15 protein-coding genes and 1 pseudogene are annotated in these 22,446 nt (G+C 71.3%); 11 read left to right on the forward strand and 5 right to left on the reverse strand.

Translation table 11 applies throughout. The annotated features are described in order from the left end of the window. Positions 1 to 6: 6 nt before the first annotated feature. Positions 7 to 975, reverse strand: a complete 969-nt coding sequence (locus H305_RS0122845; protein WP_028802432.1) for a CAP domain-containing protein — start codon at positions 973 to 975, stop codon at positions 7 to 9. Between the two features lie 154 nt (positions 976 to 1,129). Here H305_RS0122845 and H305_RS0122850 point away from each other — a divergent pair, with 154 nt between their 5' ends. The 4 genes from H305_RS0122850 to H305_RS0122865 all read left to right on the forward strand — a co-directional run bounded on the left by H305_RS0122850 (position 1,130) and on the right by H305_RS0122865 (position 7,474). Then, on the forward strand, positions 1,130 to 1,411 hold the full coding sequence (locus H305_RS0122850; RefSeq protein WP_028802433.1) for an acylphosphatase: 282 nt from the start codon (positions 1,130 to 1,132) through the stop codon (positions 1,409 to 1,411). 381 nt (positions 1,412 to 1,792) lie between these two features. Further along, on the forward strand, positions 1,793 to 1,996 hold the full coding sequence (locus H305_RS0122855) for a hypothetical protein (RefSeq protein ID WP_028802434.1): 204 nt from the start codon (positions 1,793 to 1,795) through the stop codon (positions 1,994 to 1,996). Positions 1,997 to 2,206: 210 nt separating this feature from the next. Further along, entirely contained in the window at positions 2,207 to 5,782 is a 3,576-nt protein-coding gene (gene smc / locus H305_RS0122860; protein WP_028802435.1) for a chromosome segregation protein SMC, read from the forward strand. A gap of 273 nt (positions 5,783 to 6,055) precedes the next feature. Further along, the gene (locus H305_RS0122865) at positions 6,056 to 7,474 is read left to right on the forward strand and encodes a sugar porter family MFS transporter (protein ID WP_028802436.1); all 1,419 of its coding nucleotides are present in this window, start codon (positions 6,056 to 6,058) and stop codon (positions 7,472 to 7,474) included. 100 nt (positions 7,475 to 7,574) lie between these two features. On the opposite strand, the gene H305_RS0122870 is transcribed toward H305_RS0122865, so the two are convergent. After that, positions 7,575 to 8,555: an LLM class flavin-dependent oxidoreductase gene (locus H305_RS0122870; RefSeq protein ID WP_028802437.1), complete on the reverse strand. Its 981-nt coding sequence runs from the start codon at positions 8,553 to 8,555 to the stop codon at positions 7,575 to 7,577. 45 nt (positions 8,556 to 8,600) lie between these two features. Further along, positions 8,601 to 10,193 (reverse strand): cytosine permease, encoded by a 1,593-nt coding sequence (locus tag H305_RS46795; protein ID WP_078629190.1) that lies wholly within the window; start codon positions 10,191 to 10,193, stop codon positions 8,601 to 8,603. 109 nt (positions 10,194 to 10,302) lie between these two features. Between H305_RS46795 and ftsY the strand changes: the two genes are divergently transcribed. After that, a complete protein-coding gene (gene ftsY, locus H305_RS0122880) occupies positions 10,303 to 11,511 on the forward strand; it encodes a signal recognition particle-docking protein FtsY (protein WP_028802438.1) in 1,209 nt (402 codons plus the stop codon). A gap of 194 nt (positions 11,512 to 11,705) precedes the next feature. Here ftsY and H305_RS0122885 read toward each other — a convergent pair whose 3' ends face one another. Then, positions 11,706 to 12,368, reverse strand: a complete 663-nt coding sequence (locus H305_RS0122885; protein WP_028802439.1) for a bifunctional DNA primase/polymerase — start codon at positions 12,366 to 12,368, stop codon at positions 11,706 to 11,708. 446 nt (positions 12,369 to 12,814) lie between these two features. On the opposite strand from H305_RS0122885, the gene H305_RS0122890 reads away from it, so the two are divergent. The 6 genes and pseudogenes from H305_RS0122890 to H305_RS0122915 form a co-directional block, all read left to right on the forward strand. Then, positions 12,815 to 14,290 carry a hypothetical protein gene (locus H305_RS0122890; RefSeq protein ID WP_028802440.1) on the forward strand — a complete coding sequence of 492 codons (1,476 nt, stop codon included), beginning with the start codon at positions 12,815 to 12,817 and terminating at the stop codon, positions 14,288 to 14,290. A gap of 336 nt (positions 14,291 to 14,626) precedes the next feature. Then, a complete protein-coding gene (locus tag H305_RS0122895) occupies positions 14,627 to 15,967 on the forward strand; it encodes an ammonium transporter (protein ID WP_028802441.1) in 1,341 nt (446 codons plus the stop codon). Continuing rightward, entirely contained in the window at positions 15,964 to 16,302 is a 339-nt protein-coding gene (locus H305_RS0122900) for a P-II family nitrogen regulator (protein WP_028802442.1), read from the forward strand. The genes H305_RS0122895 and H305_RS0122900 overlap by 4 nt, the downstream gene beginning before the upstream one ends. Before the next feature lie 25 nt (positions 16,303 to 16,327). Further along, positions 16,328 to 18,775, forward strand: coding sequence for a [protein-PII] uridylyltransferase (locus H305_RS0122905; protein ID WP_028802443.1), 2,448 nt, complete (start codon positions 16,328 to 16,330; stop codon positions 18,773 to 18,775). 422 nt (positions 18,776 to 19,197) lie between these two features. Continuing rightward, positions 19,198 to 20,748, forward strand: a complete 1,551-nt coding sequence (gene ffh / locus H305_RS0122910) for a signal recognition particle protein (protein WP_028802444.1) — start codon at positions 19,198 to 19,200, stop codon at positions 20,746 to 20,748. A 124-nt stretch (positions 20,749 to 20,872) separates the two neighbouring features. Continuing rightward, positions 20,873 to 21,394: pseudogene (locus tag H305_RS0122915) on the forward strand (cell division protein FtsH); the annotation flags it as partial. A 15-nt stretch (positions 21,395 to 21,409) separates the two neighbouring features. Here the strand turns inward: H305_RS0122915 and H305_RS0122920 are convergent. Then, positions 21,410 to 22,216 carry a methyltransferase type 11 gene (locus H305_RS0122920; RefSeq protein ID WP_028802446.1) on the reverse strand — a complete coding sequence of 269 codons (807 nt, stop codon included), beginning with the start codon at positions 22,214 to 22,216 and terminating at the stop codon, positions 21,410 to 21,412. Positions 22,217 to 22,446 lie beyond the last annotated feature (230 nt).

The raw sequence follows: 22,446 nt of genomic DNA on the forward strand, positions 1-22,446 counted from the left end.
GTTAGTTCAGTAACCGAAGTCCTGCGTCCACCAAGGGCCGCCCGAGCCGAAGTGGGCTCCGACGCCGAGAGTCTTGAAGTCGCAGTTCAGGATGTTGGCGCGGTGGCCGGGGCTGTTCATCCAGGCCTCCATCACCGCCTCGGCGGTGGTCTGGCCACGGGCTATGTTCTCGCCGCCCAGACCGGTTATCCCGGCCTGCGCCGCACGGTCCCAGGGGCTGAGCCCGCCCGGGTCGGTGTGGTCGAAGAAGTCGCGCAGCGCCATGTCCTCGCTGAACGACTGGGCCAGCTCGGACAGGGAGCTGTTCGCCGCCACCGGGCTGCAGCCGACCTTGGTCCGCTCCTCGTTGACCAGGCGCAGCACCTCGGCCTCGGCCGCCCTCTCCGCGGACACCGTCACCGGCTCCTTGGTCTTCGGCGCCTTGGTGGCCTGCTTGGCCGGCCTGCTCGGCTTGGGTGCCTTCGTCTTGCCGGGCTTGGAGGGGTGGTCCTTCGGGGGCGCCGTGGTGGCCGGCGCGGCCGGCGACGTCGAGGGGGCGGCCGGGGGCGAGACGGAGCGCTGGGCGTCACGGCTCGTCGGGGTGTCGTCGTCGCGGGAGTCGTCCGCGGTGCCCGACATGCCCCCCTGCTGGGTCTCCAGGGACGACGGGGAGCTCGCGGCCTGTACGTTGTCGGAGTTGTTGCTGCCGCCACCGAGCGAGTAGTTCTCGCTGCCCGGCAGCACGCCGGTCGCGACGGCGACCGTGCCCAGCGCCACGGCCGCCGACACACCGAGCAGACCCGTGCGCACGGGCGTCACGGTCTTGCGCTTGCGGTGCGAGCGGGCGGCGGCGGTGGGCGGGAGGTCGGCGACGGCTGCGTAGCCGTACAGATTCTCCGGGCCGTAACTCTCCGTGCGAGCACCGTGTGTGTCCGTGACCCCGGTGGCGCGCCCTGTGGCGGCGCGGCCGGCGGCGGAGCGTCGGTGGCGTCCCATCTCCTGGGCCTTCCTCGATCTTGCGGTCAGCGATCCCCGGATGAACCTCACTCGAAAGAGTGAGTTTCCTGTGAGGCTCATTGGGTCGGGACGGTACCCCATGCCGCGTGAGGGGGAAGTGCTCCGAGAGACATTGTCCGGTTAGCGTGCACCCATGAACGAGGTTGCACGGCTGGTCGTCTGGGTGCGCGGAAGGGTCCAAGGTGTGGGTTTCCGCTGGTTCACGCGCGCCAAGGCCCTGGAGATCGGCGGGCTGAGTGGTTTTGCTCTCAATTTGGACGACGGACGCGTCCAGGTCGTGGCGGAGGGCCCACGGGACGACTGCCAGAGTCTGCTCGACTGGCTCCAGGGCGACGACACGCCCGGCCGGGTCGACGGAGTCACTGAGATCTGGGACACGCCCCGCGGGATCTACGACGGCTTCGCCGTCCGCTGACGACATCGACCCCGATGACCTCGCCGGACGGGGGCCGGGCATGCCACCGGCACCTGCCGGGAGCAGAAATGACCTGGTGGTTGCCAAGAACGGCGAGAAGTGGCAGGCTCCCCAGAGAAGGATGATCTCTACGCCCCGAGGGTCCCGCGGGAGTCGCAGCGCAGCCGTCAGAAGGCCGCGCGACAGCGGGTTGCCCCCCAATACGGGGCGTGATCGTGTTGACCGTCAAACTTTTTGGTGAGACGCTGAAAGCCCCGCGCACCTTAGCTGTTTGGCATGTGGAACGGCAGCAGGACATCAGCAGTGTCAAGCATCGCGGGTGCGATTCCCTCACGACCCACACCGCTTCGGTCGGTCACTCAGTGTGGAGGACCATCCATCATGGCAAAGGCGCTTCTCGGTTACGTCGGCGGTTCCGACCCGCGACTCATCGCCGAGATGCGACGGCTCCAGCAGCGCGTACAGGACCTGGAATCCGAGCTCGTACGGATCCAGGCCGAGAACGACGCGCTCGCGGCTGCCGCTTCTCACGATTCGCTTCTTGAGAGCATCGACGTACCCCAGGCGGAGCCTGCGCTCACCTGATCACTGCACCGCACCACGACAGCAGTGGTTGGGCTGCCCGTATCAACCGCTAAGTTGTCAGATTTGCAAGGGACGCCTCTCCGGCGTCCCTTCTTTCTTGCCCCCGCGTCCCCTTCCCCTCTCTTCACCGTCTGGTGTGCCCTGCACGTTCATGGGTGAAACCGCGCGTTCATGGAGTGAGACCCGGCCCGAAAGGTAGAGTCCAGCGGCGTGCACCTCAAGGCCCTGACCCTGCGCGGGTTCAAGTCGTTCGCCTCGGCGACGACGCTGCGGTTCGAGCCGGGCATCACATGCGTCGTGGGCCCCAACGGTTCGGGCAAGTCCAATGTCGTGGACGCGCTGAGCTGGGTCATGGGCGAGCAGGGAGCCAAGTCGCTGCGCGGCGGCAAGATGGAGGACGTCATCTTCGCCGGCACCACCGGCCGCCCGCCGTTGGGCCGTGCCGAGGTCTCGCTCACCATCGACAACTCCGACGGGGCCCTGCCCATCGAGTACGCCGAGGTCACCATCACGCGGATCATGTTCCGCAACGGCGGCAGCGAGTACCAGATCAACGGTGACACCTGCCGTCTCCTCGACATCCAGGAGCTGTTGTCCGACTCGGGCATCGGCCGCGAGATGCACGTCATCGTCGGGCAGGGCCAGCTCGACTCCGTCCTGCACGCCGATCCGATGGGCCGGCGCGCGTTCATCGAGGAGGCCGCGGGCGTCCTCAAGCACCGCAAGCGCAAGGAGAAGGCGCTGCGGAAACTGGACGCGATGCAGGCCAACCTCGCGCGCGTGCAGGACCTCACGGACGAGCTGCGGCGGCAGCTGAAGCCGCTCGGCCGGCAGGCGGCGGTGGCGCGCCGGGCGGCGGTCATCCAGGCCGATCTGCGCGACGCGCGGCTGCGGCTCCTCGCCGACGACCTCGTACGGCTGCGGCGGGCGCTGCAGACCGAGATCGCCGACGAGGCCGCGCTGAAGACGCGCAAGGAGTCCGCCGAGGCCGAGTTGAAGAAGGCGCTCCAGCGCGAGGCCCTCCTGGAGGACGAGGTGCGGCAGCTGACTCCGCGCCTCCAGCGGGCCCAGCAGACCTGGTACGAGCTGTCGCAGCTCGCCGAGCGGGTGCGCGGCACGATCTCGCTGGCCGATGCACGCGTGAAGAGCGCCACGTCCGTGCCCGCCGAGGAGCGGCGCGGGCGCGACCCCGAGGACATGGAGCGCGAGGCCGCGCGCATCCGCGAGCAGGAGGCCGAGCTCGAAGCGGCGCTGGAGGCGGCCGAACGGGCTCTGGAGGACACGGTCGCGCACCGCGCCGAACTGGAGCGCGAACTCGCGCTGGAGGAGCGCCGCCTCAAGGACGTGGCCCGTGCCATCGCCGACCGCCGTGAGGGCCTCGCCCGCCTGAACGGCCAGGTCAACGCCGCCCGTTCGCGTGCCGCCTCCGCCCAGGCCGAGATCGACCGCCTGGTCTCCGCCCGCGACGAGGCCCAGGAACGCGCCTTCGCCGCCCAGGAGGAGTACGAGCAGCTGAAGGCCGAGGTCGACGGCCTCGACGCGGGCGACGCGGAGCTCGCCGAGCGGCACGAGGAGGCCAAGGAGCAGCTCTCCGAGGCGGAGGCTGCCCTGACCGCCGCCCGCGAAGCGGTCACCGCGGCCGAACGCAGGCGCGCCGCCACCCAGGCCCGCCACGAGGCGCTCGCCCTCGGCCTGCGCCGCAAGGACGGCACGGGCGCGCTGCTCGGGGCCCGCGACCGGCTCACCGGCCTTCTCGGGCCCGCGGCCGAACTGCTCACGGTCACACCCGGTTTCGAGGTCCCACTGGCCGCGGCGTTCGGTGCGGCCGCCGACGCGATCGCCGTCACCACCCCGGCCTCCGCGGCGGAGGCCATCCGGCTGCTGCGCAAGCAGGACGCCGGCCGGGCGGCCCTCCTGCTGACCGGAGCGCCGGACGAGCCCGGGGACGGCACCCCGGGCGGCGCCTCCCCGGCACAGCCGGACGGCCTCCGGTACGCCGCCGAACTGGTCCGTGGTCCCGCCGAGCTGATGCCCGCCGTACGGAGGCTGCTGCGCGGCATCGTCGTCGTCGGCACCCTCGAGGACGCCGAGGACCTCGTCTACGCACGGCCCGAGCTCACCGCCGTCACCGCGGAGGGCGACCTGCTCGGCGCGCACTTCGCACACGGCGGGTCCGCAGGGGCGCCCAGCCTGCTGGAGGTGCAGGCGTCCGTGGACGAGGCGGCGGCCGAGCTGGAGGAACTCGCCGTGCGCTGCGAGGAGCTGACCGAGGCACAGCACCTGGCCGCCGGAGTGCGCGGTGAACGGGCCGCGCTCGTCGAGGAGCTGGGCGAGCGGCGGCGGGCCGCCGAGCGGGAGAAGTCGTCCGTCGCGCAGCAGCTCGGGCGGCTGGCCGGCCAGGCGCGTGGCGCCGCCGGGGAGGCGGAACGGAGTGCGGCCGCCGCGGCGCGGGCCCAGGAGGCACTGGACCGGGCCGTCGAAGAGGCCGAGGAGCTTGCGGAACGGCTCGCGGTGGCCGAAGAGATGCCCGTGGAGGAGGAACCCGACACCTCCGTACGCGACCGGCTCGCCGCCGACGGGGCCAACGCCCGGCAGACCGAGATGGAGGCCCGCCTCCAGGTGCGTACGCACGAGGAGCGGGTCAAGGGGCTCGCCGGACGTGCCGACGGACTCGACCGGGCCGCGCGCGCCGAACGCGAGGCACGCGCGCGTGCCGAGCAGCGGCGTGCCCGGCTGCGGCACGAGGCCGCGGTCGCCGAAGCCGTCGCCTTCGGCGCGCGCCAGCTGCTCGCCCACGTCGAGGTCTCGCTGACCCGCGCGGAGGTGGAGCGGGCCGCCGCGGAGAACGCGAAGACCCACCGGGAGCAGGCCCTCGGCGTCGCCCGCGGCCAGGGCCGTGACCTGAAGGGGGAGCTCGACAAGCTGACGGACTCGGTGCATCGCGGCGAGGTGCTCGGCGCGGAGAAGCGGCTGCGGATAGAGCAACTGGAGTCGAAGGCGCTGGAGGAGCTCGGCGTCGAGCCGGCCGGGCTCGTCGCGGACTATGGTCCGGACCAGCCGGTGCCGCCGTCGCTGCCCGCCGAGGGCGAGGAGCTGCCGGAGGACCCGGAGCACCCGCGCAACCAGCCCCGGCCGTTCCACCGTGCGGAGCAGGAGAAGCGGCTCAAGTCGGCCGAGCGGGCGTATCAGCAGCTCGGCAAGGTCAATCCGCTCGCCCTTGAGGAGTTCGCCGCGCTGGAGGAGCGTCACAAGTTCCTCAGTGAGCAGCTGGAGGACCTCAAGAAGACGCGTGCCGATCTGCTTCAGGTGGTGAGGGAGGTCGACGAGCGCGTCGAGCAGGTGTTCACCGAGGCGTACCGGGACACGGCCCGGGAGTTCGAGGGGGTCTTCAGCCGGCTGTTCCCGGGAGGGGAGGGGCGGCTGATCCTGACCGATCCCGACAACATGCTCACCACGGGTGTGGACGTCGAGGCCCGGCCGCCGGGCAAGAAGGTCAAGCGGCTCTCCCTGCTGTCCGGCGGTGAGCGGTCCCTGACTGCGGTGGCGATGCTCGTGTCGATCTTCAAGGCCAGGCCGAGTCCGTTCTATGTGATGGACGAGGTCGAGGCGGCGCTCGACGACACCAACCTCCAGCGGCTGATCCGGATCATGCAGGAGCTCCAGGAGGCCTCGCAGCTGATCGTGATCACGCACCAGAAGCGCACGATGGAGGTCGCCGACGCGCTGTACGGCGTCTCCATGCAGGGCGACGGTGTGTCGAAGGTCATCAGCCAGCGTCTCCGCTAGCGCCGCGAAAGTGCGTGTAGCCCACACCGGTCTTGACCTGGGCTTCCTGTCGTCTTCACTTTGACTTCAAGTGTTGAACACAACTCTGGTGAGGCTGTGGCTGAAATTCATAGCTGGCTGCCTGTTGACTTCGATACTTGAAGGCATAGTCTCTGCAGCGTTGCTTTTTACCTTCAGGTGGTGGGCGGCGTGAACCTGTGCGCCACTGGAACCACCAGCGAAGGGCTCGCCCCCCACCCCCGGCAGTGACGCCGGTGGCCCGAGGAGTTACCCGTGACCAGCACAGCGCAGGCGCCTCAGTCAGGAGCCAGGTCGGCTCACCCCGAACATCTCGGGCACGTCATCTTCATCGCGGCGGCGGCCGCCATGGGCGGCTTCCTCTTCGGTTACGACAGCGCCGTGATCAACGGTGCCGTCGAGGCCATCCGGAGCCGTTACGACGTCGGCTCCGCAGCCCTGGCCCAGGTCATCGCCATCGCGCTGATCGGCTGCGCCGTCGGTGCCGCCACCGCGGGCCGCATAGCCGACCGCATCGGCCGCATCCGGTGCATGCAGATCGCCGCGGTCCTCTTCACCATCAGCGCCGTCGGTTCGGCGCTGCCCTTCGCGCTGTGGGACCTCGCCTTCTGGCGCATCATCGGCGGCTTCGCCATCGGCATGGCATCCGTGATCGGCCCCGCCTACATCGCCGAGGTCGCCCCGGCCGCGTACCGAGGTCGCCTCGGCTCCTTCCAGCAGGCCGCGATCGTCATCGGCATCGCCATCTCGCAGCTGGTCAACTGGGGCATCCTGAACGCCGCGGGCGGCGACCAGCGCGGCAACCTGATGGGCCTGGAGGCTTGGCAGGTCATGCTCGGCGTCATGGTCGTCCCGGCCGTCCTCTACGGCCTGCTCTCCTTCGTGATCCCCGAGTCGCCGCGCTTCCTGATCTCCGCCGGCCGCCAGGACCGCGCCCGCGAGGTCCTCAAGGAGGTCGAGGGCGACAAGATCGACCTGAACGCCCGCGTCGCCGAGATCGAGCACGCCATGAAGCGTGAGCACAAGTCGACCTTCAAGGACCTGCTCGGCGGTTCCTTCTTCTTCAAGCCGATCGTCTGGGTCGGCATCGGTCTCTCGGTCTTCCAGCAGTTCGTCGGCATCAACGTCGCGTTCTACTACTCCTCGACGCTGTGGCAGTCGGTCGGCGTCGACCCGACGGACTCGTTCTTCTACTCGTTCACCACGTCGATCATCAACATCGTCGGCACCGTGATCGCGATGATCTTCGTGGACCGGATCGGCCGCAAGCCGCTCGCCCTCATCGGCTCCGTGGGCATGGTCATCGGTCTCGGCCTGGAGGCCTGGGCCTTCTCCTTCGACCTGGTGGACGGCAAGCTGCCGGCGACCCAGGGCTGGGTCGCCCTGATCGCCGCCCACATCTTCGTCCTCTTCTTCGCCCTCTCCTGGGGCGTGGTGGTCTGGGTCTTCCTCGGCGAGATGTTCCCGAACCGCATCCGCGCCGCCGCGCTCGGCGTCGCCGCCTCCGCGCAGTGGATCGCCAACTGGGCCATCACCGCGAGCTTCCCGTCGCTGGCCGACTGGAACCTCTCCGCGACCTACGTGATCTACACGATCTTCGCCGCCCTCTCCATCCCCTTCGTGCTCAAGTACGTGAAGGAGACGAAGGGCAAGGCCCTGGAGGAGATGGGCTAGGCCTCGGCGCCCCCACCCGCAGAGGTCCCCGAACTCGGGGAGAAGGGCCAAGTCCCCGCTGCCCCTCTCCTCGTACTCGTAAGAGGCGTACCGCCCCGGCTCAGCCCTTCAGGGCATCGAGCCGGGGCAGCACGTTTTCGCAGAACAGGTGCAGGCTGCGCCAGCCCTCGTCGACCGGCATCCCGCCGGACAGCGGGTGCAGCACGTAGTTGTCGAGCCCCAGAGCCACGCACGCGTCCGGCGTCAGGACGCGGTAGACGCCCTCGGTGCGCAGCTCGTCGACCGTCGTGGCCGCGGACTTCACCGCCGAGCGGATGTCCCCCGACTGCCAGGAGGCGTAGGTCCGGGCCTCGTGCAGGAAGTGCCTGCCGTGCTCGGCCCAGGTGCGGTCGGGGTCCTCGGACACGTGCAGCAGCGGGGTCTCGGCCGCGGGCATCATGGTCCAGCCCTCGGTGCCGTACTCGGTCAGCCGCTCCTTGTAGTACGCCTCCAGCTCCGGGAGGTGCGCGCTCGGGAAGAACGGCAGCCCGAGACGGGCGGCACGCCGGGCCGCCGCCTTCGACGAACCGCCGACCAGCAGCAGGGGATGCGGATCGGAGAACGGGCGCGGGGTGACCCGGACCGTACGGCCGCGGTAGGAGAACTCCTCGCCGCTCCACGCCTTCAGCACGGTCTCCAGGAGTTCGTCCTGGAGCCGGCCGCGCCGCTTCCAGTCCACGTCGAACAGGGCGTACTCCTGTGGCCGGTAGCCGATCCCGGCAACCGTCACGAGCCGTCCGCCGCTGAGCAGGTCGAGCACCGCGATGTCCTCGGCGAGGCGCAGCGGATCGTGCAGCGGGCCGATGACCGCCGACACGGTGACCGCGATGTGCCGGGTCGCGCCGAAGACGGCGCCCGCGAACGCGAACGGCGAGGGCAGCCAGTTGTTGGCGACGCCGTGGTGCTCCTCGGTCTGCACGGTGGTGATGCCGCGGTCGTCGGCGTAGGCGGCCATCTCGACGGCCGCCTTGTAACGGGCGCTGAGGGAGGCGGGGGTGGCTTCGGGCTCGACGAGGTTGAAGCGAACGACCGTCACGGGCATGGGTGCCCCCTTCGTGTGTGGGGGAGGACGCTAGCTGACGGATCGTCAGACAGCCATAGTCGTGGCCTCTTCGGCGGAATCCGCGGGCCCGCGGACCGCGGGTTTCGGCAGCACGACGTACAGCAGGAACGCCACCGCCGCGGTGGCCACCCAGCCGAGGCCGTACTCACCGATCGGGTTGCCGGACGCGAGCGGCCCGCTGAACCAGTCCGACGTGGTGAACAGCAGGCCCGAGCCCAGCCCGGCCGCCCACGCGACGACCGCGGCCGGGCTGAAGCCGCGCCGGTACCAGTAGGCGCTGGTGCGCGTGGTGTCGAGCAGTGCCTCGCCGTCGTATGCCGGGCGGCGCAGCATGTCCGCGCCGAAGACGCCGACCCAGGCCGAGAAGGTGACCGCCAGCAGCGACAGGAAGGCGAGGAAGGAGCTCAGGAAGCTGGTCGCGACGAGCATCAGGACGCCACCGAGGACCAGTGAGATCGCGGCGTTGACCGAGACCGCCCAGTGGCGCGGCACCTTCAGGCCGAGGGTCTGCGCGGTGAAGCCCGCCGAGTACATCGACATCGCGTTGATCAGCAGCATGCCGACCAGGGCGATCAGCAGGTACGGCACCGCCATCCACAGCGGCAGGACCTCGCCGAGGAAGGAGACCGGATCGGGTGCCGAGGCCAGGTCCGGGGTGGAGGCCGCCATGACCGCACCCATCAGGATCAACGGGAGCACGACGATCGCGGCACCGCCGACGGTGTTGCGCACGATCGCCACAGACGACGCCGTACGCGGCAGGTAGCGGGTGAAGTCGGGCGAGGACGGTGCCCAGCTCATGCCACCCGCCGCGATCAGCCCCACCCCCGTGACCATCAGGGCCGTGGGGCCCGCCGGCTGTGCGAACACCCGGCCCCAGTCCGTGTCGCCGACGAGGTGGCCGAGGACGAGCACGGAGAAGGCGCCGAACAGGTATGTCGCCCACTTGGTGCATCGGCGCACCGCGCCGATCCCGAGCCCCGAGATCGCGAACGTCATGGCGACGAACAGCAGCAGGGCCGCGACGACCAGGAACGTGCTGCTCCGGACGCCGAAGAGGACGTCCAGCACGGTGAGCAGGGCGTAGGCGCCGGTCACCGCGTTGATCGTCTCCCAGCCCCACCGGGCGACCCAGATCAGCGAGCCGGGCAGGAGGTTCCCGCGCTGGCCGAAGACCGCACGCGACAGCGCCATCCCCGGGGCTCCGCCGCGCTTGCCCGCGATGCCGACCAGCCCCACCAGTCCGTACGACACGGCCGGCGCCGCGACGCCGACGACCAGGGCCTGCCAGATGTTGAGCCGGAAGGTGACGGACAGGCTCGCCCCCATGGTCAGCAGCAGGACGGTGATGTTGGCGGCGACCCAGGTGGGGAAGAGTCCGCGGGTCCTCGCCCGGCGCTCGGCGGGCGGGACGGGCTCGATGCCCCGGGTCTCCGGGGCGCGCGGCGCACGCGCCCCGGAGGTGTCCCCCGCGGGGGGTTCCCGGGTGTCCTCCTCGCGCGGACCGTGACCGGCGCGGGCATGTGCTCCGGGGGATTGCGGGGGGTGGGGTTCGCGGGAGCCGCAGCCGCGGGCGCGAGGCCGGTGGGCGCCATCGGTCGATGCGGTGGAGCTCATGGCCCACTATCGTACGTTGGTCGTACTAAATCCTCTAAATGGCTTATGTTCCCTGGAGGAAAACACAAGCTGGGTTCCCGTGAGGGCCATGGCCGATACTGGGTGGGTTATGGAAACCGTCATCCTTGCTGTAGTCATCGCCGTGGTCGTGATCGGCGCGCTCGGCGGGCTCGTCATCGGCAGCCGCAGGCGCAAGCAGCTGCCCCCGCCGCCCCCGGCCGCCCCCGACATCACCGCCCCTCCGGCCGAGCCGCACGTCGGCGACGAGGCCGAGGCCCCGCACGACGAAGAGCGCCGCACGATCGAGGAGGTGGATCTTCTCGAGGGCCCGGCCGCCGCGCCGGTCGTCGTCGAGGAACCCCTCCCCACCGAGGCGCCCGCCGTCGAGATCCCGGAGCCGACCGCCGGGCGCCTGGTGCGCCTGCGCGCCCGGCTCTCCCGTTCGCAGAACGCGCTCGGCAAGGGGCTGCTCACGCTGCTCTCCCGCGAGCACCTCGACGAGGAGACCTGGGAGGAGATCGAGGACACCCTCCTCACCGCCGATGTCGGCGTGCAGCCCACCCAGGAACTGGTCGAGCGGCTGCGCGAGCGCGTGAAGGTGCTCGGCACCCGGACGCCGGACGAGCTGCGCGGCCTGCTGCGCGAGGAGCTGCTCCAGCTCCTCGTCCCCGAGTTCGACCGCGCGGTCAAGACCGACTCGAACCTCGACACCCCGGGCATCGTCATGGTCGTCGGTGTCAACGGCACCGGTAAGACCACCACCACCGGAAAGCTCGCGCGCGTGCTCGTCGCCGACGGCAAGAGCGTCGTGCTGGGCGCCGCCGACACCTTCCGTGCCGCCGCCGCCGACCAGCTGCAGACCTGGGGCGAGCGTGTGGGTGCCCGCACCGTGCGCGGCCCCGAGGGCGGCGACCCCGCCTCGATCGCCTTCGACGCGGTCAAGGAGGGCATCGAGGAGGGCGCCGACGTCGTCCTCATCGACACCGCCGGCCGGCTCCACACCAAGACCGGCCTCATGGACGAGCTCGGCAAGGTCAAGCGTGTCGTCGAGAAGCACGCCCCGCTCGACGAGGTGCTGCTCGTCCTCGACGCGACCACCGGCCAGAACGGTCTGGTCCAGGCGCGCGTCTTCGCCGAGGTCGTCGACATCACCGGCATCGTGCTGACCAAGCTGGACGGCACCGCCAAGGGTGGCATCGTCATCGCCGTGCAGCGCGAGCTGGGCGTGCCCGTCAAGCTGGTGGGTCTCGGCGAGGGCGCGGACGACCTGGCGCCGTTCGAGCCCGAGGCGTTCGTGGACGCGCTCATCGGCGAGTGAGACCACCCCCGGCCGAGGGTCTGTCCTGCGGAGCACGCCCGGGCCGCGGGAGCGCGGCCGTCCCGTCGTCGAAGAGAAGCGCCCGCCCCCAAGTGCAGTTGGGAGCGGGCGCTTCGTCATGCGGCCCCGTGGCGGGGAGGGCCGGGGGAGTCGATCGGATCACCGCGGCCCCGGGGGACCCGGACCGACACTTCCTAGACGCGCGAACGGTGCGCCACGTACGCCAGCGTGCCCAGGAGCAGCCGGGCCTGCGGCGGCCGGGTCGCCGAGTCGAGGGCGGGGGAGCGCAGCCAGCGCACGGGGCCGAGGCCGCCGCGGTCGGAGGGCGGCGCCGTGATGAAGGAGCCCGGGCCCAGACCGCGCAGGTCCAGTGACGGATCGTCCCATCCCATCCGGTAGAGCAGCTCGGGCAGCTCGGCGGCGGCACCCGGGGCGACGAAGTAGTGCGCGCGGCCGTCCGGCGTCGCCGTCACCGGGCCGAGCGGGAGGCCCATCCGTTCCAGGCGGGCGAGTGCGCGGCGCCCGGCGGGCTCGGCGACCTCGATCACGTCGAAGGAGCGGCCGACCGGCAGCATCACCGCGGCGCCGGGGAAGTCGGCCCAGACCTCGGAGACCTCGTCGAGCGTGGCGCCGGCCGGGACGGTGGGGGCGAAGTCCAGGGGGTGCGCACCCGGGGCCACGCAGTCCGCCTTGCCGCACGAACACGTCCCCGTGGCGGCACGGGCGCCCGGGACCGCGTCCCAGCCCCACAGTCCGGTGAACTCGGCCACGGCGGTGCACTCCGACGAGCGGCCGCGGCGCCGCGTGCCGGGCCGGATTTCGCGCAACCCCCGGCTGCTGCCGATCGTGAAGCCCATGCCCCCTCCAACGGGTCCGACGCACCAGTGGTTACGTGGAGGTATCGGAATGTGACCCTCTGTTCCCGACTTCCCCGTGCCGCCCGGTCCAGGTGGCGCGTTGTGGTGCACCGGGTGGTGTTCTCGGTTCCGCGCGCCCCGGCGTACACCGCTCCACCCACCCCTGCTTTTCCTCTGTCAAGTGAATCGCGCGCAGGCCACACGGAGTTCATTCGAAGGGGTGGCGAATGGTGGCGTTTCATGGATCGCCATGGCTGGAGCAGTGATCGTAGGATTACTTTGAGTACACGAGTCCTGGGGGCGTGTGCACTCGTGGGTATGCCAAGGGCAAGTCGGCTTCCCGTTCGAAGGGTGAGAACTACGGGACGAGCGGCCGTATTTACCGGCATTCTGATAGGGCTTGGCGCACGCAGCGTACAAGTGGTCTCAGGGATGGGGGCGTTCCAGTGGGCGGCAACGGCGGAAGCAGTACGAACGCTGACAAGCGCCCCAATGAGCTGCTCGGCTCATGGTTCGTGCGCAGCGGCTGGTCCAAGGGCGAACTCGCACGTCAAGTGAACCGCAGGGCCCGCCAGTTGGGGGCCAGCCACATCTCCACGGACACCTCGCGGGTGCGGCGCTGGCTGGACGGGGAGAACCCGCGCGAGCCGATCCCGCGCATCCTGTCCGAGCTGTTCTCCGAGCGCTTCGGCTGCGTCGTCGCCGTCGAGGACCTCGGCCTGCGGGCCGCCCACCAGTCACCGTCCGTGTCCGGCGTCGACCTGCCCTGGACGGGCCCGCAGACGGTGGCCCTGATCAGTGAGTACTCGCGCAGCGACCTGATGCTGGCGCGCCGCGGCTTCCTCGGCAGCTCGCTGTCGCTGTCCGCCGGACCGGCCCTGATCGAGCCGATGCAGCGCTGGCTCGTCCCCACCCCCGCCGCACCCCACGAGGAGCCCGAGCCCCCGGCATCGGCACGCCGCGGCGGCCGGCTCTCCAAGCCGGAGCTGGACCTGCTGGAGTCCACCACGGTGATGTTCCGCCAGTGGGACGCGAAGTGCGGCGGCGGTCTGCGCCGCAAGGCCGTGGTCGGCCAGCTGCACGAGGTGACGGACCTGCTCCAGGAGCCCCAGCCCGCCGTGACCAACAAGCGTCTGTTCAAGGTCGCCGCCGAACTGGCCGAGCTGGCGGGCTGGATGAGCTACGACGTGGGACTCCAGCCCACCGCGCAGAAGTACTTCGTGCTCGCGCTGCACGCCGCGAAGGAAGCGGGCGACAAGCCGCTCGGCGCGTACATCCTGTCCAGCATGAGCCGCCAGATGATCCACCTCGGGCGGCCCGAGGACGCCATCGAGCTCATCCACCTCGCGCAGTACGGCAGCCGTGACTGCGCGAGCCCGCGCACCCAGTCGATGCTGTATGCGATGGAGGCCCGCGCCTACGCCAACATGGGCCAGCCCGGAAAGTGCAAGCGGGCCGTGCGGATGGCCGAGGACACCTTCTGCGACGTCGACGAGTGGGACGACCCGGACCCCGACTGGATCCGCTTCTTCTCGAAGGCCGAGCTGTACGGGGAGAACTCCCACTCCTACCGCGACCTCGCGTACGTGGCCGGCCGCAGCCCCACGTACGCGTCCCTGGCCGAGCCCCTGATGCAGGAGGCCGTCGACCGCTTCGCCAAGGACTCCGAGCACCAGCGCTCGTTCGCGCTCAACCTCGTCGGCCTGGCCACCGTGCACCTGCTGCAGCGCGAGCCCGAGCGGAGCGTGGCGCTGGCCAGGGACGCCATGAAGATCGCCAAGAAGGTGCGCTCCGAGCGCGTGAACACTCGTATCCGAAAGACGGTCGACGCCGCGATCCGCGACTACGGGGACCTCGCCGAGGTCATCGACCTCACCGACCAGCTGGCCATCGACCTGCCCGAGACCGCAGAGGCGGTCTGACCCGGGGTCGCGGCAGCGGCCCCGCCCAGTACCCCGGCCACGGCCGGTCGTCCCGAACTGCCCGACTCGGCTCCCCCATGCCAGGTCATCGGACGACCCGCCGTGGCCGGTTCTTTTGCCTTCGAAGAAGGTTGCGCCACGATAACGATCGCTCGGCCCGGCAGCAGGCAGTTCATGGACGCGTAACACACAGGACCTCTTCGTCACTGCGGCGAAACATCGAGGGGCTTCGACCGAAACCGCGCTGCGCCAATCTCATGGCGCATAACCGGCCCACCCCTCACGACCACTCAGGCTTCGCCCGCACGGGGCCGTACCAACGACGAGGAGACGCCGATGGCACCAGCCATCACCCTTGCCGCAGAGGCACCCAAGCTGTCTGCCGCCAACACAGGGTTCATGCTCATCTGTTCCGCCCTGGTGCTGATCATGACACCCGGACTCGCCTTCTTCTACGGAGGCATGGTCCGCGTCAAGAGCACCCTGAACATGCTGATGATGAGCTTCATCAGCATGGGGATCGTCACCATCCTGTGGGTGCTGTACGGCTTCTCGGTCGCCTTCGGCACCGACAAGGGCTCCCTCGTCGGCTGGACCTCCGACTTCGTCGGATTCAGCGGCATCGGCAAGATGGAGCTCTGGGACGGCTACACCATCCCGATCTATGTCTTCGCCGTCTTCCAGCTGATGTTCGCGATCATCACGCCCGCCCTGATAAGCGGCGCCCTCGCGGACCGCGTGAAGTTCACCGCCTGGTCCCTGTTCATCGCGCTGTGGGCCACGGTCGTGTACTTCCCGGTCGCGCACTGGGTCTGGGGCACCGGCGGCTGGGCCTTCGACCTCGGCGTGATCGACTTCGCGGGTGGTACGGCGGTCCACATCAACGCGGGTGCGGCCGCACTCGGCGTCATCCTCGTCATCGGCAAGCGCGTCGGCTTCAAGAAGGACCCGATGCGCCCGCACAGCCTCCCGCTGGTCATGCTCGGCTGCGGTCTGCTGTGGTTCGGCTGGTTCGGCTTCAACGCCGGCTCGTGGCTCGGCAACGACGACGGCGTCGGCGCGCTGATGTTCGTCAACACGCAGATCGCCACCGCCGCCGCCATGCTCGCCTGGCTCGCCTACGAGAAGATCCGGCACGGCGCGTTCACCACCCTGGGTGCCGCCTCCGGCGCGGTCGCGGGCCTGGTCGCGATCACCCCGTCCGGCGGCGCGGTCTCCCCGCTCGGCGCGATCGCCGTCGGCGCCATCGCCGGTGTGCTGTGCGCCATGGCCGTCGGTCTCAAGTACAGGTTCAACTACGACGACTCCCTCGACGTCGTCGGCGTCCACCTCGTCGGCGGTGTCATCGGCTCCCTGCTCATCGGCTTCTTCGCCAGCGGCGGCGGCCAGTCCGACGTCAAGGGCCTGTTCTACGGCGGCGGACTCGACCAGTTCTGGAAGCAGTGCGCCGGTGTCTTCGCCGTCCTCGGCTACTCCCTCGTCGCCTCCGCGATCCTCGCCTTCCTGATCGACAAGACGATCGGCATGCGGGTCACCGAGGACGAGGAGATCGCGGGCATCGACCAGGCCGAGCACGCCGAGACCGCATACGACTTCAGCGGCGCCGGTGGCGGCGCGGCCCGGACCGCGGTCCCGACCCCGGTCGCCGACGCGCAGACGAAGAAGGTGGACGCATGAAGCTCATCACCGCCGTCGTGAAGCCCCACCGGCTCGACGAGATCAAGGAGGCCCTCCAGGCCTTCGGAGTACACGGACTGACGGTCACCGAAGCCAGCGGCTACGGTCGTCAGAGGGGCCACACCGAGGTCTACCGCGGTGCCGAGTACACCGTCGACCTCGTCCCCAAGATCCGCATCGAGGTGCTGGCCGAGGACGACGACGCCGAACAGCTCATCGAGGTCGTCGTCAAGGCGGCCCGGACCGGCAAGATCGGTGACGGCAAGGTCTGGTCCATCCCGGTCGACACGGCAGTCCGGGTACGGACCGGCGAGCGCGGCCCGGACGCGCTCTGATCAGCACGAGGACAGGAGTCGCTGGGTGACGAGTACGGACGTGCGTGCGGAAGCAGAGGACTCGGGACCCAGCGGCTACGCGGCGGCCCGGCTGCGCCTCCTCCAGGAGGGGGCGCGGTCCGGGCCGCCGCGCCGTACGGCCCTCGCCGAACTGACCGACGACTGGCTCACCGGCCTGTTCACGGCCGGCTCCGAGGGACTGCGCGGTGTCTCCCTCGTCGCCGTCGGCGGCTACGGCCGCGGAGAGCTCTCCCCGCGCAGCGACCTCGACCTGCTGCTCCTGCACGACGGCAGCGACCCCGGCGGCGTCGCCGCGCTCGCCGACCGCGTCTGGTACCCCGTCTGGGACCTGGGCATCGCCCTCGACCACTCCGTGCGCACCCCCGCGGAGGCCCGCAAGACCGCGGGCGAGGACCTCAAGGTGCAGCTCGGCCTGCTGGACGCCCGGCACATCGCGGGCGACCTCGGCCTGACCGCCGGACTGCGCACGGCCGTGCTCGCCGACTGGCGCAACCAGGCACCCAAACGCCTCCCCGAGCTCCAGGAGCTGTGCGCCGAACGTGCCGAACGCCAGGGCGAGCTCCAGTACCTCCTCGAACCGGACCTGAAGGAAGCGCGCGGCGGGCTGCGCGATGCCACCGCCCTGCGCGCCGTCGCCGCCTCCTGGCTCGCCGACGCGCCCCGCGAAGGCCTCGCCGACGCGCGCAGGCGCCTCCTCGACGTCCGCGACGCGCTCCACCTCACCACCGGACGCGCCACCGACCGCCTCTCGCTCCAGGAGCAGGACCAGGTCGCCGCGGAGCTCGGGCTGCTGGACGCCGACACCCTGCTGCGCGAGGTGTACGAGTCCGCCCGGGTCATCTCGTACGCCAGCGACGTGACCTGGCGCGAGGTCGGGCGTGTGCTGCGCTCGCGAGCCGTACGTCCGCGTCTGCGCGCCATGCTCGGCGGCGGCAAGCCGGTCGCCGAGCGCTCGCCCCTCGCGGAGGGCGTGGTCGAGCAGGACGGCGAGGCGGTGCTCGCCCGTGCCGCACGCCCGGAGCGCGACCCCGTGCTCCCGCTGCGGGCGGCGGCGGCCGCGGCGCAGGCCGGAATTCCGCTGTCGCTGCACGCCGTGCGGCGCATGGCGGCCGTCGCACGCCCCCTGCCCACCCCCTGGCCCGCGGAGGCGCGCGAGCAGCTCGTCACCCTCCTCGGCTCGGGCCGCCCGACCATCGAGGTCTGGGAGGCACTGGAGGCGGAAGGTCTGATCACCCGGCTGCTGCCCGACTGGGAGCGGGTGCGCTGCCGGCCGCAGCGCAACGCCGTGCACATCTGGACCGTCGACCGCCATCTCATCGAGACGGCGGTACGGGCCTCCGAGCTCACCCGGCGCGTCGGCCGCCCCGACCTGCTGCTCGTCGCCGCCCTGCTGCACGACATCGGCAAGGGCTGGCCCGGCGACCACTCCGTGGCCGGCGAGATCATCGCGCGCGACGTGGCCACCAGGATCGGCTTCGACCGCACGGACGTGGGGGTCCTCGCCACTCTCGTACGCCACCACCTGCTCCTCGTCGACACCGCCACCCGGCGCGATCTGGAGGACCCGGCCACCGTCCGCTCGGTCGCCGAGGCCGTCGGCTCCCAGGGCACCCTGGAGCTGCTGCACGCCCTCACCGAGGCAGACGCGCTCGCCACCGGGCCCGCCGCCTGGTCGTCCTGGCGCGGCTCCCTCGTGGCCGACCTGGTCAAACGGGTCTCGGCGGTGCTCGCGGGGGACGATCCCGAGGAGCCCGAGGCCGCGGCGCCCACGGCGGAGCAGGAACGTCTCGCGATCGAGGCGTTCCGGACCGGCGGCCCGGTTCTGGCGCTGCGCGCGCAGACGGAACCGGCCGAGGCCGACACAGCCGCGGACGATCCCGAGCCACTGGGCGTGGAGCTCCTCATCGCGGTGCCCGACCAGCCCGGCGTGCTTCCCGCGGTCGCCGGCGTGCTCGCCATGCACCGGCTGACCGTGCGCACCGCGGGACTGCGCGCACTGGATCTGCCCGAGGAGGTCCAGGGCTCGGTACTACTGCTCGACTGGCGGGTCGCCGCCGAGTACGGGTCGCTGCCCCAGGCCGCCCGGCTGCGCGCCGACCTCGTCCGCGCCCTGGACGGCTCCCTCGACATCGCGGCCCGCCTCGCCGAGCGCGACGCCGCCTACCCGCGGCGCCGGGGGACGATCGCGCCGCCGCCCCGGGTGACGGTCGCCCCCGCAGCCTCCCGGCACGCCACGGTCATCGAGGTCCGCGCCCACGACGCACCCGGGCTGCTGCACCGCCTCGGCAGGGCCCTGGAGGACGCGGGGGTCCGGGTGCGGAGCATGCACGTCTCCACGCTCGGCGCGAACGCCGTGGACGCCTTCTACGTGACCGGCACGAAGGGAGCGCCCCTCCCCGGGGAGGAGGCCGCCGCGGTGGCCCGCGCCCTGGAGGAGGCGCTGCGGGCGTGAGCCCGGCCCGGAGCCCGGCCCGGAGCCCGGCCCGGAGCACGGCCCGGAGCACGGCCCGGAGCCCGGCCCGGTGGGGTGCCCGCTTGAGCCTGGGCCCTGCCCGGCGGGTGAGTCCGCCTGAGCCCACCCCGGCCGGTGTGCCGGGTCGGGCCTGAGCCCGTCCGCGGGTGGGGCCGCCGAGCCTGAGAGCTGGTTCCGGCGGGTGGGCCCGGCCATGTTCCGCGGATGTGCACGGCCGTGTACCCGGCGTGGTCGGCGCGCCCGGCGCCGGCCCGGTGGGGCGCCCCGCCGGGCCGGATCGAGGCCCGTTGTCCTGGGCCGTCCCGGTCTCGTACGAACGCGGTGGAGACCGCACCGCACGCGGCCGGATACCCTGGAGGGCGATTCCCTTCGCCCCCGACCCCTGAGGACCGACGAGCGCCGTGTTCGATACTCTCTCCGATCGCCTCTCAGCGACGTTCAAGAACCTGCGGGGCAAGGGCCGACTGTCCGAAGCCGACATCGACGCCACCGCACGCGAGATCCGTATCGCGCTCCTCGAGGCCGATGTGGCCCTGCCGGTCGTGCGGACCTTCATCAAGAACGTAAAGGAGCGCGCGCTCGGCGCCGAGGTCTCCAAGGCGCTGAACCCGGCCCAGCAGGTTCTCAAGATCGTGAACGATGAACTCGTCACGATCCTGGGCGGCGAGACCCGCCGCCTCAGGTTCGCCAAGAACCCGCCCACCGTGATCATGCTCGCGGGTCTGCAGGGTGCCGGTAAGACGACCCTCGCGGGCAAGCTCGGCAAGCACCTGAAGGACCAGGGCCACTCGCCGCTGCTCGTCGCCGCCGACCTCCAGCGCCCGAACGCGGTGAACCAGCTCAGCGTCGTGGCCGAGCGCGCCGGCGTCGCGGTCTACGCGCCCGAGCCGGGCAACGGCGTCGGTGACCCGGTCAAGGTCGCCAAGGACTCCATGGAGTTCGCGAAGACCAAGGTCCACGACATCGTGATCGTGGACACCGCGGGCCGCCTCGGCATCGACCAGGACATGATGCAGCAGGCCGCTGACATCCGTGACGCGGTCTCGCCGGACGAGATCCTCTTCGTCGTCGACGCGATGATCGGCCAGGACGCGGTCAACACCGCCGAGGCCTTCCGTGACGGCGTCGGCTTCGACGGCGTGGTCCTGTCGAAGCTCGACGGTGACGCGCGAGGCGGCGCGGCCCTCTCCATCGCCTCGGTCACCGGCAAGCCGATCATGTTCGCGTCGAACGGCGAGAAGCTCGACGACTTCGACGCCTTCCACCCTGACCGGATGGCCTCCCGCATCCTCGACATGGGTGACCTGCTCACCCTGATCGAGCAGGCGGAGAAGACGTTCAGCCAGGAAGAGGCCGAGAAGATGGCCTCCAAGCTGGCGTCCAAGAAGGGCCAGGACTTCACCCTGGACGACTTCCTGGCCCAGATGGAGCAGGTCCGGAAGATGGGCAGCATCAGCAAGCTGCTCGGCATGCTCCCCGGCATGGGCCAGATCAAGGACCAGATCAACAACCTCGACGAGCGCGACGTCGACCGCACTGCCGCGATCATCAAGTCGATGACCCCGGCCGAGCGCCAGGAGCCGACGATCATCAACGGCTCGCGCCGCGCCCGTATCGCCAAGGGCTCCGGCGTCGAGGTCAGCGCCGTCAAGGGCCTGGTCGAGCGCTTCTTCGAGGCCCGCAAGATGATGTCCCGCATGGCCCAGGGCGGTGGCATGCCGGGTATGCCCGGGATGCCGGGCATGGGTGGCGGCCCCGGCCGCACCAAGAAGAAGGCGAAGCAGGCCAAGGGCAAGCAGCGCTCCGGCAACCCGATGAAGCGCAAGCAGCAGGAGGAAGAGGCCGCCGCGCGCCGCGAGGCGGGCGCGCAGCCGGGCGGCGCCTTCGGCCTGCCGCAGCAGGGCGGCAAGGACTTCGAGCTCCCGGACGAGTTCAAGAAGTTCATGGGCTGACGGCTCGGGAAAGTCCCCGGCCGTCGGCCCGCACCGGGCCGGCCGCGGCGTACGTCATCGAGGGCGCCCCTTTGCGAAGGGGCGCCCTCGGCGTGTGCCGGAGCGGGGGACAGGCCCGGGTGCCGGGCCCGCCCGAAGCGGAGCCGACACGGGCCGCGAGATCACCCTCGTCCCGCGTGGCCGCGCCCTCGGCGTCACGCCCTCCACCCCGGAGTCGGAACCGTACGCGTACAGGGAGGAGTACCTCCGCGGCCGCATCATCGGAGCCCTCGGCGGCACGGGCGCCGAGCAGGTCGTCTGCGGAGTGGTCTCCGCGGGCGCGGAGAACGACCTGGAGCAGGTCACGAACTTCGCCCGCGGCACGGTCGCCCGGTGGGGCATGAGCGACCGGGTCGGCCGTTCGTCCGCTCTCCCGACCGACACCCAGCGGGCCTGCGGGCTCGCCGCGGCACCCCGCACCCTCGACGTGATCGACGGGGAGACGCGCCGCATCGTCGACGAGCGCTACGAGGAGGTCTGCCGCGAGCTCCGCGGCCACCGCGGCCGACTCGACGCGCCGGCCGAGGCCCTCCTCGCGAACGAGACCCTGGAGGAGGCGGACGCCTACCGGGCCTCGGGCATCACCCGTCCGACGAAGGAGACGTAGCGGTCCGGTGCCCGTTCAGGCCGTGCGGGCGATCAGGTACCGGAAGACGTTCGGCATCCACACCGTGCCGTCCTGCCGCAGATGCGGGTGCAGCGCCTCGGCGAGCTCCTTGTCGACCTGTGCCCGGTCGGTGGCCTCGACCGCCGCGTCGAACCGCCCCGTCGAGACCAGTCCCCGCACCGCGCTGTCCACGCCGGCGTACCCGAAGGGGCAGGCGACCCGCCCCGATCCGTCCGGCCGCAGCCCGGCCCACTGGGCGACGTCCTCCAGGTCGTCACGTCGGGCCGCCCGCCAGTTCCCCGCCCCCGGCAGGGGATCGGCCAGCTTGGCGGCGATCCGCAGCACGCCCGAGGTGGCGCAGCGCTCCGGCGGCCCCCATCCCACGAGGACCACGGGCGTCCCCCGCTCCGCGAGCGGTGCCGCCCGGCCGAGCAGTGCGCCGAGCGCCTCGGAGTCCCCGGCCGCGCATCCGACCGGCTCGAAGGCGGTCACCAGGTTGTACGCCGGCGCCCCCGCGGCGACGGCCGCGTCCTCGGGGGAGCCGTCCACCAGCCGGGTGCCCGCACGCGCGCGCGTGCGCCGTCCCTCCGGCAGGAGCCGCTCACGCGCCAGGGCCGTCAGCTCGGGCGACCCGGAGTCGACACCGGTCACCGTCGCACCACGCGCCGCCGCCATCAGCAGCGCGAGTCCCGATCCGCACCCCAGTCCCAGCAGCCGTGTCCCACGGCCCACTTCCAGTCTTTCGTAGACGGCCTCGTAGAGCGGCACCAGCATCCGCTCCTGGATCTCGGCCCAGTCACGCGCGCGTGCACGCAGGTCCACGCGAGGCGATGGACCCGCGTGAGGCAGTCGCTGCCGCACGAGCGTAGGTGTCATCGAAAGCGCCCCAATCCGCCGAGAGTTGCCGCCTTGCCTGTTTCGCCGCCCCCCGTGCAGTGCGCTCGCACTCCCCCCGTATGTCAGGTAACTCCGCGCTCGTCCCGGCGTCCAGGGGTCGGAGGGCCCGGCTTGTCCACCGACCGCGCCCGCCGCGAGAATTCACATTCCGGCAA

Source organism: Streptomyces sp. 142MFCol3.1 (assembly GCF_000424945.1).
Taxonomy (GTDB): Bacteria; Actinomycetota; Actinomycetes; order Streptomycetales; family Streptomycetaceae; genus Streptomyces; species Streptomyces siamensis.

Excerpts from the sequence above, each read along its gene's own strand:
- H305_RS0122850 (WP_028802433.1), top strand. The coding sequence starts at position 1,130 with ATGAACGAGGTTGCACGGCTGGTCGTCTGGGTGCGCGGAAGGGTCCAA.
- ftsY (WP_028802438.1), top strand. The coding sequence starts at position 10,303 with ATGGAAACCGTCATCCTTGCTGTAGTCATCGCCGTGGTCGTGATCGGC.
- H305_RS0122885 (WP_028802439.1), bottom strand. The coding sequence starts at position 12,368 with ATGGGCTTCACGATCGGCAGCAGCCGGGGGTTGCGCGAAATCCGGCCC.
- H305_RS0122845 (WP_028802432.1), bottom strand. The coding sequence starts at position 975 with ATGGGACGCCACCGACGCTCCGCCGCCGGCCGCGCCGCCACAGGGCGC.
- H305_RS0122900 (WP_028802442.1), top strand. The coding sequence starts at position 15,964 with ATGAAGCTCATCACCGCCGTCGTGAAGCCCCACCGGCTCGACGAGATC.
- H305_RS0122870 (WP_028802437.1), bottom strand. The coding sequence starts at position 8,555 with ATGCCCGTGACGGTCGTTCGCTTCAACCTCGTCGAGCCCGAAGCCACC.
- H305_RS46795 (WP_078629190.1), bottom strand. The coding sequence starts at position 10,193 with ATGAGCTCCACCGCATCGACCGATGGCGCCCACCGGCCTCGCGCCCGC.
- H305_RS0122855 (WP_028802434.1), top strand. The coding sequence starts at position 1,793 with ATGGCAAAGGCGCTTCTCGGTTACGTCGGCGGTTCCGACCCGCGACTC.
- H305_RS0122895 (WP_028802441.1), top strand. The coding sequence starts at position 14,627 with ATGGCACCAGCCATCACCCTTGCCGCAGAGGCACCCAAGCTGTCTGCC.